This is a genomic window from Oceanicaulis sp. UBA6590, from assembly GCF_002433705.1.
Taxonomy (GTDB): Bacteria; Pseudomonadota; Alphaproteobacteria; order Caulobacterales; family Maricaulaceae; genus Oceanicaulis.
Window position 1 is genome coordinate 1 of the sequence record NZ_DJIQ01000052.1, and the last position, 17547, is coordinate 17547.

At 64.7% G+C, this 17547-nt stretch carries 13 protein-coding genes; 3 read left to right on the plus strand and 10 right to left on the minus strand.

Annotated elements, in window-relative coordinates; all coding sequences use genetic code 11:
* From B2Z70_RS11020 to B2Z70_RS11045, 6 genes are all read right to left on the minus strand, one after another.
* Positions 1 to 968: BCCT family transporter (locus B2Z70_RS11020; protein ID WP_292983274.1), on the minus strand; the 968-nt coding region annotated here is incomplete at its 3' end.
* Positions 965 to 2500: a carboxylesterase/lipase family protein gene (locus tag B2Z70_RS11025; protein WP_292983276.1), complete on the minus strand. Its 1536-nt coding sequence runs from the start codon at positions 2498 to 2500 to the stop codon at positions 965 to 967. The genes B2Z70_RS11025 and B2Z70_RS11020, both read right to left, overlap by 4 nt.
* A gap of 4 nt (positions 2501 to 2504) precedes the next feature.
* On the minus strand, positions 2505 to 3503 hold the full coding sequence (locus tag B2Z70_RS11030; RefSeq protein ID WP_292983278.1) for an NADPH:quinone reductase: 999 nt from the start codon (positions 3501 to 3503) through the stop codon (positions 2505 to 2507).
* Positions 3504 to 3510: 7 nt separating this feature from the next.
* Complete coding sequence (locus tag B2Z70_RS11035; RefSeq protein ID WP_292983280.1) at positions 3511 to 4317, minus strand: SDR family oxidoreductase; 807 nt, start codon at positions 4315 to 4317, stop codon at positions 3511 to 3513.
* Between the two features lie 26 nt (positions 4318 to 4343).
* Positions 4344 to 6647, minus strand: a complete 2304-nt coding sequence (locus tag B2Z70_RS11040) for a TonB-dependent receptor (protein WP_292983282.1) — start codon at positions 6645 to 6647, stop codon at positions 4344 to 4346.
* 117 nt (positions 6648 to 6764) lie between these two features.
* Positions 6765 to 8783 (minus strand): tetratricopeptide repeat-containing sulfotransferase family protein, encoded by a 2019-nt coding sequence (locus B2Z70_RS11045; RefSeq protein ID WP_292983284.1) that lies wholly within the window; start codon positions 8781 to 8783, stop codon positions 6765 to 6767.
* An 83-nt stretch (positions 8784 to 8866) separates the two neighbouring features.
* Here B2Z70_RS11045 and B2Z70_RS11050 point away from each other — a divergent pair, with 83 nt between their 5' ends.
* Entirely contained in the window at positions 8867 to 9787 is a 921-nt protein-coding gene (locus B2Z70_RS11050) for a LysR substrate-binding domain-containing protein (protein WP_040613315.1), read from the plus strand.
* Between the two features lie 9 nt (positions 9788 to 9796).
* Here B2Z70_RS11050 and B2Z70_RS11055 read toward each other — a convergent pair whose 3' ends face one another.
* A complete protein-coding gene (locus B2Z70_RS11055) occupies positions 9797 to 12286 on the minus strand; it encodes a zinc-dependent metalloprotease (protein WP_292983287.1) in 2490 nt (829 codons plus the stop codon).
* A 182-nt stretch (positions 12287 to 12468) separates the two neighbouring features.
* Between B2Z70_RS11055 and B2Z70_RS11060 the strand changes: the two genes are divergently transcribed.
* Positions 12469 to 13584 carry a phosphatidylinositol-specific phospholipase C1-like protein gene (locus B2Z70_RS11060; protein ID WP_292983289.1) on the plus strand — a complete coding sequence of 372 codons (1116 nt, stop codon included), beginning with the start codon at positions 12469 to 12471 and terminating at the stop codon, positions 13582 to 13584.
* A 90-nt stretch (positions 13585 to 13674) separates the two neighbouring features.
* On the opposite strand, the gene B2Z70_RS11065 is transcribed toward B2Z70_RS11060, so the two are convergent.
* Both B2Z70_RS11065 and B2Z70_RS11070 read right to left on the minus strand, forming a co-directional pair.
* Positions 13675 to 14160, minus strand: a complete 486-nt coding sequence (locus tag B2Z70_RS11065; RefSeq protein WP_292983291.1) for a YHS domain-containing (seleno)protein — start codon at positions 14158 to 14160, stop codon at positions 13675 to 13677.
* Positions 14161 to 14312: 152 nt separating this feature from the next.
* Complete coding sequence (locus B2Z70_RS11070) at positions 14313 to 15734, minus strand: NAD(P)/FAD-dependent oxidoreductase (RefSeq protein ID WP_292983293.1); 1422 nt, start codon at positions 15732 to 15734, stop codon at positions 14313 to 14315.
* Between the two features lie 111 nt (positions 15735 to 15845).
* On the opposite strand from B2Z70_RS11070, the gene B2Z70_RS11075 reads away from it, so the two are divergent.
* A complete protein-coding gene (locus B2Z70_RS11075) occupies positions 15846 to 16427 on the plus strand; it encodes a TetR/AcrR family transcriptional regulator (protein ID WP_009802077.1) in 582 nt (193 codons plus the stop codon).
* Between the two features lie 28 nt (positions 16428 to 16455).
* Here B2Z70_RS11075 and B2Z70_RS11080 read toward each other — a convergent pair.
* On the minus strand, positions 16456 to 17547 hold a 1092-nt coding region (locus B2Z70_RS11080), incomplete at its 5' end, for a dihydroxy-acid dehydratase domain-containing protein (protein ID WP_292983295.1).

Here is a 17547-nt window from a genome sequence, read left to right on the forward strand (position 1 = left end):
ATCCACCAGGCCCAGTAGAAGATCGTCCAGTCGATGACGAAACGCGTGTCGCCGAAGGGCTCCGCCCAGGTGTTCAGGCGAATGAAGTTCTGCGCCACAAGGCCATAGCCGGTGATGCCCGCCTCGATGAAGAGCCCGGTGGGCCCGGCGATGAAGACCAGCAACAGGAACGCGAAGATCAGACCGACATTGAGGTCGCTGAGGCGCTGGATGCCCTTGCGCAGCCCCGCCGCCGCGCTCAGCGCGAAGAGCACCATGGTGATCACCAGCGTCGCGACCTCGAGGCCGAAGCTGGGAGCCACGCCCATGATGCGCGCGGCGAGCGCGGCGATCATCGGGGTGGAGAAGCCGAGCGATGTACCCGCGCCGCCCAGAAGGCTGACCATGAAGATCGTGTCCACGATCCGGCCCAGCGGCTGGTGCGCGCCAAAGCCGGGCACGCCTGCACAGCCTGTGCTCAGGCGCAGGAAGGGCACGCCGCGATTGTGATAGGCGTAGCCGATCGCGAGCGTCGGCAGGCAATAGAAGGCCCAGGCCGAGGGGCCCCAGTGAAACAGGCCATAGGCCGAGGCCCATTCAATCGCTTCGGGCGTGCCCTGGGGCAGGCCGAAGGGCGGGGTCTGGAAATAGTACGCCCATTCGATCGCGGCCCAGTACATCAGGCCTGCGCCAATGCCAGCGCAGAACAGCATGGCCGCCCAGCCCAGCGTATTGAATTCCTCGACAGCCTCCTGCCCGCCCAGACGCACTTGGCCATAGCGGCTGAGCGCCAGCCAGAAAAGGAAACCGATCAGGACGACGCCCAGGGCGAGATAGAGCGGTCCGATCTTTTCCGCGACGAAGTCATAGATCTGGGGCAGCAGGACCGCCCCGGCGTCCGGGTTGATGACCAGTCCGAGGCACACCAGTCCCACAAGGCCGGCGCTCACCGTGAACGCGATCCAGTCTGTACGGGCGGGCAGGGTCAAGGCGTCGTCTCCCAGCCCAGAAGCGGGCATAGCTCTTCATCCATCGGCGCGCCGGTTGAAATCGGTTGATCCCAGACCAGAAGCGCGCCGGTCGCGCCAAATTCCGGCCAGTCGAGGTCCGATGTGACCGGGTTCGGGTTGCCGGTCCGGGCGAAGCGGGCCCAGCTTTCGTGCATGACGCCGGTCAGCGCCCGGTCCGCCTCGGCTGTGGGCAGCCAGTCGTCATGGGTGTCAAAGACATAGGGCAGCTCTGCGCCATGATAGACGCGCAGCGAATCCGGCGCGTCCTCGCGGGCGCGTTCCAGGCGGTAGAGAAAAACGGGAGCGCCCTGAGCCGATGCCCCGCGCGCCAGCGCCTGCCCCGGACAGCGCATCCAGCGGGCGGTCTCCAAATGGTCGAGCGCGCCAAGCGCAGAGCCCTCTTCGGTGAGCAGGCGGTCAACACGCGCGTCGCCGAGTTGCGCGCGCCAGCCCTCAAGGCTCTGTTCCAACGCAGCGGCGTCCACATACATGCGCCACTCATCGCGATTGGTCCCGATCATCAGGGGTACGAGGTTGAGCGCGCCCGATTCCAGAGCCGAACGCGGCGACACAGGCAGTTCATCAGGGCCATGGACCGGGCCGTAATCATAGCCGGACAGGACATCCGCAGCGGTGTCGAGGATGGCGTCAGCGGACGCGTCATAGGGATCGTCGTTCAACGCGTTCGCAAGCTGGTCAAAGGCGTCGTGAGCCGTTTGCGCCGGTCGATCCGCATCAAATTCAAAGCCGCCGCTCTGGCTGATCGCGCGATGAAACAGGCCTTCCGCCGCCGGAGACGCCAGAAGCGCGCCCACCGCGGCGGCCCCTGCGCTCTCGCCAAAGATCGTCACCTGGTCAGAGTCGCCGCCAAACCGGCCGATGTTCGCCTGCACCCACTCCAGCGCGGCGATCTGGTCCAGCAATCCTGCATTGGCGGTCGCATTGTCTGTATCCGGAGCAATATAGCCGAAAGCGCCCAGACGATAGGCGATGGAGACCAGAACAATGCCCTGATCCGCGAAGGCGTCGCCGTGGTAATTGGGCTCATAGGACCAGCCGCCCGTATAGCTGCCGCCATGAATGTAGACCATGACCGGGGCCGGTTCGTCAGGGCTCAGATCGGGCGTCCAGACATTGAGATACAGACAGTCCTCGCTGACGCCCTCAGGTTCGGGCGCAACCGCGCGAGACTGGCCGAAGGCTTCGGCGATATCGCCATACCAGTCCACGATGGACCGGGTCTGCATGCAGGCCGGGGCGAAGGATTGAGCGGGGCGCTCCACGCTCCAGGCCTCGACGGGGTGAGGCGCATGCCAGCGAAGAGCGCCCACAGGCGGTGTGGCGAAGGGCACGCCCCTGAACACGCCGCCATCGGGATGATCGTCCAGGCTCAGCCCGACCAAGGGGCCGGACAGGGTCTCCACACGCGGGGGCTCCGGCGTCTCGCTGTCGCAAGCGCTCAGGGCCAGAAGGGCGCACGCCGCCCCCGTGATGAGACTTCGAACCTTCAACCGATCAGACCTCCTGAACCTTCACGATCACCGCGCCGCGACGATCGCCCGCCTCCACTGCGGCATGAGCGTTGGCGCAATTGGCCAGCGCATGGGTTTCCGCGATCCGGTGGATCAGCCCGCCTTGGGGTTCCGCCTCGACCCGCGCGATATCGGCGATGGCCTGGGCTTTCGCCTCTTCCGGCATTTCGTAGACGATCACCATGCGCACGGTGAGGTCCATGAACATCATGCGGTAAAACGGCAGGGTGGGGGTCATGTCCTGGGCGGAGGAATAGGTGCAGATCGTTCCGCCGATCCGAAGACAGTCGAGCACTTGAGGAAGATTGGCGCCGAACTCCACTTCGACGACCTGATCCACTTTCTCTCCGCCCGTCGCCTTCAGCACGTCTGCGCCCCAGCCGTCCTGACGGTGATTGACCACATGGGCGGCGCCGGCCTCCAGGCACGCCTTCTCGTCATCGGGATTGCTGGCGGTGGCGATGACCCTTGCGCCGGCGCGGCTGGCCCACTGGATGGCGTAATGGCCGACCCGGCCCGCGCCGCCGGTCACGAGAAGGGTCTTGCCGAAGGGATCGCCTTCGGCGAAGACGCAGCGATGGGCCGTCATGACGGGGATGCCGTAGATCGCCCCGGTCTCGAAGCTGGCGCCGTCGGGCAGGGCAGGCGCGCGGCGTTCGTCAATCACCACATATTCGGCCGCGGTGCCGAAACGGCGACCGTGCTGGGCCTGATAGACCCAGACCTTCTGGCCGATGCGCGCCGTGTCCACGCCTTCGCCTACCGCCTCGATGACGCCGGCGCCGTCCGAATGCGGAATGACATATCCGTTGTCCAGCAGATGCGGGAAAGACCCCATGCGTTTCTTGACGTCGGACGGGTTCACCCCGCTCGTCGCGATCTTCACGCGCACCTCGCCCTGACCGGGCTCGGCCACAGGCTTCTCGCCCAGGATCAGCGTCTCTTCAGCCTTGCCGAAGCTCTCGAAGTAGATGGCTTTCATGGCCGCCTCATTTGACCGGGAAGGACAGGGATTCCGTGTGTCCATCGATGGCGATGGACTGGCCGGAAATGCGTTCGCCGCCCTTGGAGCTGAGATAGACGCACATATTGGCGACATCCTCGGCGCGGATGAAGGTCTGCATCGAGGACTGGCTTTCATAGGTGCGGCGCACCTCATCGGGGCTGACCCCGCGGCTCGAGGCTTCCCGGGCGATCACGCTTTCGATGCGCGGCCCCTCCACAGAGCCCGGGCAGATGGCGTTGACCCGGACGCCAAAGGGACCCAGCTCCATGGCGAGCGTCTTGGTCAGGCCGATCATCCCCCACTTCGCCGCTGCATAGGGGGCGCGATAGGGGAAGCCGAACAGGGCGGCGTTCGAGGCGATATTGATGATGGCGCCCCGGCCCGCCGCCTTCATGGCGCGGGCGGCATGCCGGGTGAAATTGAAGGCGCCCACAAGGTTCACATCCAGACACTGACGGAAGCCGTCCGCATCCAGATCCTCCACAGGGCCCGTCGGCCCGGCAATGCCGGCATTGTTCACCAAGGCGTCCAGACGGCCATGATATTCCAGCACTTCACTGACGACACGATGGGCGGCCATGGCGTCCGAGACATCGGCGCGCGTGGCGCCGCAGCTGGGATAGGCGTCGAGAAAGTCAGCCAGCGCCTTTTCGTCCACGTCACAGACATGCACGGCCCACCCCGCCTCGCGATAGGCTTTCGCGATGGCGCGGCCGACGCCTGCAGCGCCAGCGGTGACAAGGGCGACCGGAGCGGCGGAGTTCGCCGCCGCCTTGGACTCTGGGGTCATGTTCGATCCTCAAACGGCCTGTCGGACTAGAAGCGCTGGGACAGGCTGACGCCGAAGGTGCGCGGCTGGTTGGTCGTGATGCGACTGTCGAAATCGGTGGCGTTGCGATAGAGCTCTGCCCGCTCGTCGGTCAGGTTGCGCACATAGGCGGTGACGGTCCAGTTGTCCCGGCCCAGCCCCGCCGAGGCGCCCAGCAGGGCGTAGGCCTCCTGCTCGGAGCGATTGGCGATGAACAGATCGTTGTAGGATTTGCCCACATATGATCCGCGCACATTCCAGAAGGCGTCAAAGTCGCGCCAGGCGAATTCGTATCGCGCATTCAGATAGCCCTTGACCGAGGGGATATAGGGCAGCTCGGTCCCATCGGGCGCATCTGGCGTCGTCGCATTGATGTTCTGGCTGAAGTCCTCGCTCAGCTCGGCCTGCAGCACCGTCATCGCCCCGGTCAGGGTGAGATTGTCGGTGGCGAGCCAGCTGATGTCCGCTTCAAGGCCCAGCACTTGCGCTGCGCCCGCGTTCTGGGTCAGACCCAGCGGGGATTCAGACGGATCGAAGCGGGTGAACTGGACGTCCTCCCATTCCATCAGGAAGGCGGCGCCGTTGAAGCGCAATACGCCGTCCGCCAGTGTCGTCTTCCAGCCGAACTCGTAATTGGTGATGAGGTCTGAATCGTACGTCCCCGGAATGTTGGAGGTGGACGCGCGGTTCACGCCGCCCGGCCGGAAGCCTTCGGAGACTGTGGCGTAGAACAGTCGGTCAGAGCTGGGTTGCCAGGTCAGATTGACCTTGTACAGGCTGCCCGATTCCGATTGCTCGACATCCACGTCGGGACTGCCGCTGAACACGGTGCCGACAAACCCTTCAATGGAGCTGTCGGTATCAAACACCCGCGCGCCGACGGTCGCGGTCAGGGTGTCGGTGAGATCATAGGACAGCTCGCCGAAGAGGGCGGCCTCGGTATCCTCTCGCACCTGATTGGTGGTGAAATAGGCCTGCTCGCCATCCACCGCCATGCCCGGCTTGATGGTCGGGATGTTCCAGTCGAAGTCAAAGTCGTGCTCGGCGCGCTGATAGAACACGCCCGCGATCAGGCGCAGGCGGTTTTCCTGAGGCGTCGCAAGACGGAATTCATGGCTGTCGCGGGTATACTGGCTGCGATCCTGATACTGGATGCGCGGATCCTCGCAGGCGTAGAAATCATAGGCGCCGGCTGCGGAATCGTAAGCGTAGTAACAGGTGTAATAGTCGATATAGGACGAGTATTCAGCGTATTCGGAGTAATCGTTGTCATACTCCACCTCGCGATCGAGGAAGGAGCCCGAATAGGTCACGTCCATGCCCGCAATGCGGCCCTCAACGGTGGCGCCCAGCTGGGTGAAGGTGTCTTCGGAGCGGTCATTGAAGAAACGCTCCACTTCCAGATCGCCCACATCCTCGGGGTCATGATCCCAGACGCCTTCGGTTTCCTGGGTCTGGTGCAGGGCGCGGGCGGTCAGCGTCCAGTTGTCATCCAGATCGATCTGCAGCGCGGCGCGCGCGCCGCTCGTGGTTTCCTCGTTGAAGTCCTCTTCCACATAAGGGGCATTGTCGACGGTGATGCCCGACCGCGAGAAGGTCTTCGTCGCCGCGACATTGTCGATATAGCCCGCCGACTGGTCATGCCAGCCGACAAGGCGCAGCGCCGCGCGATCGCCCAGCGGCAGGTTCACAAAGCCCTCTGCGGTGTAGCCCACACCGCCTTCATTGACGGTTTCTGTCGTCAGGTCATACCCGGCCTCGAAGCCGCTGGCGTCGGGCGCATTGGTGATGATGCGCAGCGTGCCCGCCTGCGAGTTCGCGCCATAGAGCGTGCCCTGCGGGCCGCCCAGCACCTCGATGCGGGAGACGTCATAGATGTGGACATCGAGATTGCGGCCGATGGCGGTGACCGGCTGATCGTCCAGATAGAGACCGACGCTGGGCTGGGAGCCCGAGGCGTTGCCGTCGCCGCCATCGGAAATGCCGCGGATATAGATCTGGGCCGAGCCGGGGCCGACCGAGTTGAACGACACGCTCGGCAGGAGCTGGGCGTATTCTTCGAAATCGGTGACCTGCTGCTGATCGAGGAAGGTGTTGTCCAGGACCTGAACGCTGAGCGCCACGTCCTGCAGGCTCTCCTCGCGCTTCTGGGCGGTGACGGTGATCGTCTCGATCTGCCGCGGCGCCGAGGGCGCGTTCTGGGCCAGCGCTGCGCCGGGCAGGCAGAGCGCCGCTGCGCAGGTGGTGGTCATCAGAAAGGCGGCGCGAGACGGGGTCTTGCGTCGGCCCGTATTGTCCTTGAATCCAGCCATGATGCGTCCTTCCCTCGATCTGAACGTGCGTCGCGTAATGCGCACTTTGGGCGGAAGCTTAAGGGAAGGGCCGCCTCCGGGCCGACCGGAAAATATTCGACGATAGATGACGAAAATTCATCTATCCCAATTCCGGTCCTCCCCCAGCTCGGCTTCAAGGAGGGTTTTCAAGGGCGACAGAAAAGGCTCAAAGTTGAGCCATTGCGTTGTTCCGCTTTGGTAAATGGGCTGGCGAACCTGTTCGGAGCTGGCGGTGCGGACGGCGCGGTCTGTTGAATGGAAGTTCACGCAATCGGGGTGAAACTCCACGCCGACATAGTCGAGCAGGCGACGCACTTGCGGCTCGAAGTCCGCAACCATGTCCTCATAGATCACACGAAGGGCCGCGCCGGGCTGGGCCTCGTCAAACGCGCGCATCACCTTGAGATAATCGCTGTAATAGCGACCGATCTCGGTCAGATCATAGCTGAAATTCTGACCCCGCGCGAAGAGCTGCTTGAAGTTGGAGAAGCCGCAGGCCAGCGGATGGCGCCGGGCGTCGATGATCTTCGCGTTTGGCAGGATCAGGCGGATCAGCCCCACATGCATGCAGTTGTTGGGCATCTTGTCGATGAAATAGGGCGCGTCTCCGCGGTGAACCCGGGTGCGCTCGAGATATTCCGCCCCCAGGGCGCGCACGGCGTCCGGATCAAGTTCGGCGAGCATGTCCGGATAGGACGAGGCGTCCGTGCGCCGCTTTTTGCCGGACAGACGCCGGGCGATGGAGATGATGTCGGGCAGTTCGAACGTGCCGTCGATCTGCGGGTGACTGGCGAGGATCTGCTCCAGCAGGGTGGAGCCCGAGCGCGGCAGGCCCAGTATGAAGATCGGATCCGGCGCGGGATCGCCCCATCCCTGGCGCGCCTCGAAGAAGTCGCGGCTGAAGAAGGCGGTCACCAGATCGGTCTCGGCGGAGGTCCGGTCGGCGTCATAGAGCACGGTCTTGCGGCGCAGGGCGTTGCCGGTCTCGTAGGCGCTGAAGGCGTCCTCAAAGGCCTGGCTGTCCTCGAGCGCCTTCCCCAGGGCGAATTGCAGATGGTACCGGTCGGACACGCTGATCCCGTCTGTTCCGAGCGCCTCCTTCATGCGGGCGATATCGCGCGCGTCAAACTTGACGGTCTTCAGGTTGGCGAGGCTCCAATAGGCCTCCCCCAGCGTGGGCTCGGCCGTGATGGCGGCGCGATAGGCGGCAACGGCGTCCTCGCGCTGACCGATAGTCTTCAGGGCGTGACCATAGCTGAGCTGGATGCGCGCCTGGTCCGGATTGTCCTTGAGGATGCGGGCATAGATCTCACACGCCTCCTGATGATGGCCGGTCCGCACGCGCAGAAGCGCCTTGAGGATGGCGTGGCTGGGACGGTCCGGCTCGGCGCGCTCCAGACGGTCGAGCTGCGTTTCGGCCTCTTCAAAGCGCTGAAGCTTGATCAGGCAATTGGCGTAGTCATGCCGGGCCATGTGGAAATCCGGCGCCAATTCCAGCGCCCGCTCCAGGAGTTTGCGGGAATCCTCGAAGACGCCCAGTCGCAAGGCGACGTCAGCCAGCAGCCGGATGCCGGACACATCGGTGGGATGAGCCTTCACATAAGGTCGCAGGAGCGCCTCGGCGCGGCCCAGCTTGCCGTCCTGGATCAGGCGCGCGGCCTCGAGCAATTCGGGAGACTGGGCGGCGCTGGCCGCTTGATGCTTGGCCGCTTCAAGCGCCCCCTCGGCGTCGCCCGCGCGTTCGCGCAGCTCGGCCAGGGTGCGCCAGGCCGGCGGAAAGTCTGGCCGCGCCCTGGCCAGGGCTTCCATCCGGGCGATGGCGGCGTCCAGCTGACCGGTCGCCGCTTCTGAACGCGCGGCTTCGAGCGTCAGTCCGGGATGCCCGGGAAACTGTCTGAGGGCTTTGCGGGCCAGGTTCAGAGCGTCTGCCGGGCGCCCGAGCCTGCGCGTGGCCTCGGTCTCCACATGAAGCGGGAGCGGGTCGACAGACCCCTTGGCCCGCGCCTCGCGTGCGGCGGTGAGGGCGGCATCCGGTTCACGCTCCACCCAGATCGCCAGTTCTCGACCTCTCCGCCCGGCAAGGGACGGGGCGGGGCGTGAGCGCGGGTCAGTCATGGCGGCTCCGATGTTTGTGTTTGACGCACGCCGCCATCAAGCCTGACTATCGTTCCGTTTTTCAAGTCAAAGTGCTGAGCTTCATGCAAAGACGTCTGCCGCCTCTCGCCTCGCTCCGCGCCTTTGAAGCGGTGGTGCGTCTGCGCAGCTTCAAGGCGGCGGCGGCCGAACTCAATGTCTCCTCCTCCGCGATCAGTCACCAGATCCGGCGTCTGGAGACCGAGCTCAATTGCCGGCTGATGCAGCGCAATCGCACGGGCGTCACGCTGACCGCCCAGGGCGAGCGCTATGCCTTCGGCGTGACCCGGGGCATGGAGCGGCTGCTGGAAGCGACCGAGGAGTTGCTGTCCGACACGGGTCAGTGTCTGACCCTGCAAACCTATTCCACCTTTGCAATTCGCTGGCTGGTGCCGCGGCTCGCCTCCTACAGCCGGGCGACCGGGCAGAAGCCGATCCGGCTGGTGACATCCCAGAGCGATGTGGACTTCAGCACCGACGCCGTGGACGCCTGCATCATGATCGGTCACCCGCAGGACCCCCAGGTGGCGTACCGCCCCCTGTTCAATTCGCACGTCTTTCCGGTTGCGAGCCCGGACTATCTCGAGCGTTACGGCCCCATCAGCCAGCCCTCGGACCTGCGCGGGCATCCCCTGTTACAGGTTTATCCGTCTGCGGACGACTGGTCGACCTGGCTCACCGCCACCGGCCTGTCCGGCATCAGCCCGGCGGGCGAAGGCCTGTTTGACAGCTATGACCTGGCCCTCAACGCCGCGGTTGGCGGCATGGGGGTGGCGCTGGCGATCGAACCCTTCGCCCACGCCGAGCTGGAGACGGGCGCGCTCGTGGAGCTGTTCCCCGAACGCCGCACCGCCTTGCCGGGGAACTGGTACTTCGCCACGCCTTACGCCAAGCGCGGGCTCGACAAGGTCGCGGCCTTCGAGACCTGGCTGCTGGAAGAGCTGTCAAGGGATCCCAGCCTGGTTCCGCTCTCCCCCGCCGCCTGAGCCTGTTCTTCAGTTCAGGCCCAGCCGCGCGCCGCTGTCACAATGGAAGCAGCCATCGGCGCCGATCGGGCTGCCGGGGGGGATGTCCGTGTTTGGCGTCGAGACCGTGCGGCCCTCGTCAATCGCGGCCAGCCCCGCCGAGATCATCGCGGACAGGGCCGCGGCCTGATCGGGGCTCACGGGGGCGCGGCGGCCGGAAAGCTCCGATTGCAGGGTTGTCAGCCGATGGCGCGCCAGCCGTGCGGCGCTGGGCGTGGAGCTGGCGGCAGTGGACAGGAGCTGGCCCACATATTCGGCCTGCAAGGCCTGTCGGATGGGCGTCAGGCGTGCGGTTTCATCGCGTGGCGCGTCAAACAGCACGGTCTCGATCCGTTCAAGGACCTCAGCCGGCGCCAAACCGTTCTGATGGCGGACGCTCTGCTCCTCCATACGCGCCAGACGGGCGGGGTTCAGCATGGCGTCGAGCGTGATCCGTCCTGCCGCAGCGGCCGCATTGGCGCGGCTGAAGGCGGGATACTGGTCGCTTTCAAACTGTTCGCGGCGGGCGATGGCGTCGTAATCAGTATAGGGCGAGGGCGTCAGCAGCCGCAGCGTGTCATCAGAGATGTCCAGAATGGACGGCTCCAGCGTCCCCGCCAGCGCATTCAACGCCTCTCGCTGACGATCAGGGTCAAAGTCCGTGACGCCGCTCACATCGGGGCCATTGACCTCATAGGCGAAGACCACTCCGCCGAGCGCCTTGGCGGCGGCCTCCACCTGATAGCGGTGATAGAGATAGATGGGCGGGAAGACATTGCGGATCTCGCTGAGCGGCAGGCCCTGCGCCATCACATCGGTTCCAAAGCGCGCGAGCGCCGCTTCGCGCACGACCAGCGTGTCATTGAGCGCCTTAACCGGGTCCGCGCCATTGTCCCACAGATTGGCGAAGGGATGACCCGACGCATTGCCGCGCGCATGACGGTCTGAAATGTACAGAAGTCCGTCCTCACGCGCCTGCTCGAGGATGTTGGCGAGCCCGGCCTGTTCGGACGCTTCGTCGGCATACTGTGAATAGAGCCAGGAGATGCTGGCGATGTCCCACTCGCCAATGCCCACATCATAGGCGTCCGAGGCGTCAAAGCCGGTCGCGTCGTCAAAGCGGATCAGCGGAGCGGGATAGTCCATCACCGAGGCGCGGTCATTGGTGCTGGCGGCGAAATTGTGCATCAGGCCCAGCGTATGGCCGATCTCGTGCGCGGATAGCTGCCGCACCCGCGCCAGCGCCAGTTCCAGCGGGTCATCCTGCGCGCCGGTGCCGGTATGCTCGACCCCCATCAGGCCCTCAAAGATGCGCCGGTCCTGGCGCACGCGCTGGCTGCCCAGGATCACATGGCCCTTGAGGATTTCCCCCGTGCGCGGATCGACTACCGAACCGCCATAGGACCAGCCGCGGGTCTGGCGATGCACCCACTGGATGACATTGTAGCGCGAATCGAGCGGGTGCACGCCCTCGGGCAGGAGCTCGACGCGATAGGCGTCTTCAAAGCCGGCCGCTTCAAAGGCCTCCGCCCACCAGTTCCCGCCCTCGATCAGGGCCTGCTGGATCAGCTCGGGCGCGCCGCGATCCACGTAATAGATGATGGGCTCGACCACCGGACCGGATGCAGCGGACGGATCGACCCGTTCCAGCCTGTGGCGCTGGGCGAAGCCGCGCTCGAGCGGGGCGTCGAGCGGGGTCGCCATGTCATATCGGGTCATCTCGAAGGCGCCGCTGCGCGGGTCCGACGCACGGGTTTCATACCCGTCCTCGGGCAGGGCGATGAAGGAGTGATGCACCGTCAGCGTCACCGCCTCGGCATAGGGTGCGGTGGCGCGCACCTCCGCGCCGGGATTGTTGGCGGTGAGGGTGAGAAGCGCATCAATCTCCACGTTTTCGGGAAATGTCAGGACGCTTTCGGCCAGCGGCGCGCTACGCTCGGCATTGACCGAGAAGGCGCCCTGACCGGCATTGTCGAGATAACCCGCCGCATCAATGGGATCGCGCTTGAGAAAGCCTGACAGGTCGATCAGCACCTCGCCATTGGCGCTTTCGGACACGATCTCAGTGCGCCAGATGACGGAGCGGGCGAAGGATTGCGCCGTCGCTGCCTGCTCGTCTGCGCCTGCGCCAAGCGCCGCGTAACGGGTGTTTTCAAATTCCGCGAAGACGGCGTCGCCCACGCGCGAGAAGCGCAGAATATACGTGTCGCTGCCCAGCCCTCGATCCAGCCCCACCGGGTTGGAGCCCAGACCCGAGGTCAGGCGCGCGGTGTAGATCATCCGGCCCAGCGTGCCGTCGTCCTGAGGGGAGAGCGCCGCCAGCACCCGGCCCTTGGCGGCGTCAGGGTAGAGCGCGATCAGCCCGTCCTGGCGGTTCAGCCCCTCAACGTTTTCGGTAAAGCTCGGCGTATCCTGGGCCAGCGCCTGTGCGCCGGACAGGCTCAGGCACAGCGCCAGCGCGCCGGTGATCAGGTTTTTCATGGTCTTGCTCCCCTTGGCGCATCTCACGCTCTTGGAACAAAGGCTAGCCAGAGCGGTCCGGTTTGAACAGGGGCGGTCGGGCACAGGTCTGGTTTTATGACGCTTCAGCGACCCGTTCTGATTTGCGTTGAGCGCCGGGTCCGCCCGTGGCTATCTGTGGCCGACTGAAAGAGGGGGCTCACATGATTGGTCTTGTCGTTTCATTGGCGCTGTCATTGCAGCTTTCTGACGTGGCCTGTCCTGTGGGGGTGGAGCTTAATGGGCCTGAAGGCCGCGCCTGGGACAGCCTGCCCCTCACCGCGCTTCAGACCGTGGGCACTCATAACAGTTACAAGCAGGCCATACCGCCCGCGGAACTCGCGGCGCTTCTGGCGCAGAACCCCGAAGTGATGGCGCTCGATTACAGCCATCCGCCGCTGTCTGATCAGCTGGATGCGGGCATGCGCAATCTCGAGATCGATATTGTCCATGATCCCGAAGGCGGTCGCTACGCCACCCCGTTGATGCCGGCCATGATGGCGGGGCAGGACGGCTCGGCGCCCTATGACGCGACGGGCATGGATGCGCCGGGGTTCAAGGTGTTGCATATCCCCGATATCGATGTGCGCACCAGCTGTCCGACCCTGATCGCCTGCATGAGCGAGCTTCGCGACTGGTCGCTCGCCCATCCCGATCACGCCCCGATCATGGTGATGTTCAACGCCAAGACCGGCGGCATCGATGCGCCGGGCGCCACGCAGGCGCTCGACTTTGACCGCGAGGCCTTTGCATTGCTCGATGCGGAGTTCGCCGAGGTCTTCGCGCCGGGCCATCTGATCGTCCCCGATGAGGTGCGCGGTGATCACGCCACCCTGCGCGAGGGAGTCGAGGCGGGCGGCTGGCCGACATTGGGCGAGGCGCGCGGCCGCATCCTTCTGGTGCTCGACGAGCGGGGCGCGAAGGTGGACGCCTATCGCGGCGAGGCGGCCTCGCTGGAAGGGCGGATGATGTTCACCCTGTCTGAGAGCATTGAAGCTGATCACGCCGCCATCTTCATCCTCAACGATCCGATCGAGGACCGGCAGATGATCGCTCATGCGGCATTGAGCGGGTTTCTGGTGCGGACCCGGGCGGACGCCAACACAATGGAAGCGCGCACAGGCGATGCAAGCCGCCGGGACGCCGCGTTTGAAATGGGCGCGCACTGGATCAGCACCGATTACCCGCAGCCTCGCTCGGAATGGAGCGCATACCAGGTCCGCTTGCCAGACGATCTCGTCGTGCGCTGTAACCCGATGACGACAATCCCGGCGCCATAACAGACACCGGGCGGCCGCTGTGCGACCGCCCGGTCTGACGTCCGGCAAGAGCGGGGGAAACCCTTGCCCTGTAAGGGGAGGGGGAGACCCTTACAGGTCGGACGCTGCGGTGTGTTCGATCTCGGTCCAGTTGCGCTCGGCGCGGGCCAGGGTGCCGGCTTCGTCATTGAGGAAGTTGCGCAGGATCTCCTCGTTCACGAAGACATAGAGCTGGCCGTCGCGCACGGCGGAGAAGCGCGGATCACCATCGAGCTTCTTGCCCAGCGCCACGCCGAGCGCGCAGAAGCCGCCATAGGCCGGAATGTATTGCTCGGGATTGCGGCGGAAGGTGCGCAGATTGGCTTGGCTTGCGAAGTAATAGGCGACGCCGTCGTGCACGGCGGCGAATTCAGCCGAGCCGTCAAGGCGGATGCCGGTCTGGATCAGGGCGACCGGGTCAGAGCCATGCAGGCCCAGCGGCGCGCCGGCCAGCGTATAGCCGGAGGTGACGTTGTTTTCGTCTTCGGCCAGAGCGAGCGGGGCGGTGGCGGCGACCAGCGCGAGGCCGATCAGAGCGGTGGAAACAAGGGTCTTCATGGTCTCTCTCCTGAGTGCGCGCCAGAGGGCGAGCGGGGATGTGAAGGTCGCGACGCCTTCGGTCAGCCCCGGTAAAAGAGACGAAAAAAGAGCCCGTCTGTAGACGGAATTCTCCCTAAAGGATTGTACGATCCGCAATGCTGCGTATGAGATCAGCCCGTCGCTTGGGCGGGGTCATCGAGCGCCTGCATGTACTCAAACAGCTTCGCTACAGCCGCCGGCGCGGTCTGGCGCATGGACTGAAGCAGCGCGGTCTTTTCGGTGTCTTCGGGGCCGATTTCACTGAGCAGCTTGGAGAAACCATCCAGCCGGTTCTCGCGCAGCCAGGCGCGCAGTTCGGGGATCTGGCTCCAGTTATACTGGTTCATCATGTACGCGGCGGTGAAGCGGATATAGTCGGTGTCGTGATTGGGCAGCGGCACCACCGCGCACAGGCGGTTCTGCTCGGCTTCGTCTTCATAGGCGGCTTCGATATGAGCGATGAAGGCGGCGCTGAACACCGGCTGGTAGGAGCGCACCATCTGGAGCACCAGCCTGTCGCCCTGAAAGACCGGAACGATGGCGTCATTCGTGACCGCGCGGGCCGCGCAATCAACCAGCACCGTGTCGGGCGTGATGGCGATTTCGCCCTCATCCAGGATGACGCGGTCCGCCGTGATGGTCTTCACCCGACCCTTGCGGATGACGTTGCGGACGCGGCGGAGTTCCTCGACTTCCCGTTGGCTGACGGTCGCGCCATGGAACATGGAGGGGCGCACATCGGGATCGAGGCGCAGGAAATAGCCGCAGGCTTCGAGCCGGTCGAACATGTCTTCAAGGCTTGTGGAATTGGCGATGGCCTCGAACTGACGCGCCTGCGCGCCGATGGTGTCAAAGAAGAAGTCCGGCCCGGTCTGGGTGTTGCGCCGATCGAGCAGCCAGGCGTCGCGCGGCATGATCCACTGGATATCATCGGGGTCGACATGATGCTCCAGCAGCCACAGAACCGTGTCGATGGCGGTCTTGCCCGCGCCGATGATCAAAAAGCCGTCCGGCTTGCGGTCGATCTTCGGCAAGTCATTGGGCGGCATGAACCAGGCGTCGGGCGACACCTCGAATTTGGGCGTATGGGTGGAGGGGACAGAGGTTTTCAGATGCGTCGCGTCCACGGTCTTGCGCCGGGCTTTGACCTCGAACACCTCTCCGCTCAATACATGCTCGAAGCGGCCCTCGCCGAGATACCGGCACATGGGGAAGAAGCGCACCCGGCCTGAAGGCAGGAAGGTGTGGTTCATCACCTGCTCGTAATAGGCAAGGACTTCCTGACCGCTGGCGAGATCCCCCATCCCCTTGTTCAGGCCCACCTGATCGAGCTGCCCTCGGCTGAGTTCCCTGGAGGAGACGCCGTAAAAGCTCGAGGGCTGATGAAGGGTGACGAAGGGATAGGCGTGGTTCCAGTGCCCGCCCGGCTTGGCGTTCTGATCCACGATGATGAGGTCGGCGTCGGTTTCGGACAGGATGACATCGGTGAAGGCCATGCCCATGGCGCCGCCGCCAATGACCAGATAATCAGTCTCAAGAGGTGTGATCGCCATGAGTCGCCTCCCCGGGACGGCTCACCCGTTATTGTTGCATCGGGTTGAGCCTGATCATAACAGTGTTATACAACTGTCAGGGACATCACGGGTCCCGTCAAGGCTGAAACCATGAGCGACGCGAAATCCACGATCATGCAGGCGGCGTCAAAGCTGTTCCTGGAAGGCGGTTACAAGGCGCTCAGCGTGCGCGCCATCGCGAAAGAGGCGGGCGTCTCGACCATCGGCATCTATAGCCATTTTGACGGCAAGCAGGGTATTCTCGACGCGCTCTATATCGAAGGGTTCGAGCAGGTCGAAGCGACGACCCGCCTGCCCGAAGGCGTGAGAGATCGCGATGCGGCGATCGAGACCGTGGTGCGCCAGTATCTGCGCAGCGTGAGGGCGCATGAAGCCCATTACCGGTTGATCTTTGGCGAGCAATCGCCCGACTTCAGCCCGTCAGAAGAGGCGCGTCAGGCGGGCACGCAAGCTTTCGCCAGCCTGCTCGAACGCTCGGCCGAGTTTCTGCCCGATCATGCCGCGGATGAGGTGCGCAATGCCGCGCTTGAAATCTGGGCGCTGATCCATGGCTTTGTCAGCCTGCGCCAGCATGTGACGGCCCTGAAGACCGAAGGCACGGACTGGGAGGACCAGGTCGTCCGGGCGGTGCGCATCCACATCGCCGCCCTGGACCAGACCCGGACCTCCTGATCGTCTCCTTTGGAGCCTCGTAAAGGCGCTAGTCGAACGGGAAGCTCGTCACCGCGCCATCTGAAGCGGAGTGGACGAGCCTGGCGTATTTGGCGAACGCCCCTGTGCGGTATTTGGGTTCGGGCGGGGTGAAGCTCTGGGCCATGCGCGCCTTGAGATCGGCCTTCACATCAATGCGACGGTTCTCGATATCGATGGTGATGACATCGCCGGTTTGAACAAAGGCGATGGGCCCGCCATGGGCGGCTTCGGGGGCGACGTGCCCGACCATGAAGCCATAGGTCGCGCCCGAGAAGCGGCCATCGGTCATCAGCGCCACATCATCGCCCAGGCCTGCGCCTTGAATGGCGGCGGTCACGGCCAGCATTTCACGCATGCCCGGCCCGCCGGCGGGGCCTTCATTGCGGATGACGACCACATCGCCCTTCTCGATCCCGCCCGAATTGACCGCGGCGAAGCAGTCTTCCTCGCAATCAAACACCTTGGCGGGGCCTTCAAAGAACAGACGGTCATGACCCGCGAGCTTGGCGACGCAGCCTTCCGGGGCGAGGTCGCCATAAAGCACGCCGAACCCGCCGCGCTTTTTCAGGGGCTTGTCCGGCGACAGGATGACGTCCTGACCCACGGTTTCTGAGGCGAGATCAGCCTCTTCAAACAGGGTCTTGCCGGTGACGGTGGGCGCATCGTCCAGCATGTCCGCGGCTTTCAGGCGCTGCAGCAGCAGGCGTGCCCCGCCCGCAGCCGCCATGTCCGGCGCCATATAGCGACCGCCGGGCTTGAGATCGGCGATCACCGGAGTCTTCCGGCTCACGGCGTCAAACACATCAATGTCGAACTGATCCCGGCTGACCCCGGCTTCGCGGGCAATGGCCAGAAGATGCAGGACCGCGTTTGTGGAGCCCGCCGTGGCGGTCACCGCGACGGCGGCGTTTTTCAGAGAGGTCGGGGTGATGATGTCGCGCGGCTTGCGATCCGCTTTCAGTGCGGCCACCACGGCTTCGCCTGCCTTGCGGGCGGCTTCGGGCTTGTCGGGATGGACGGCGGGAATGTCGTTGAGCCCCATGGGTGACAGGCCGAGCGCGGTGAGCGCCAGCGCCATGGTGTTGGCGGTGAACTGGCC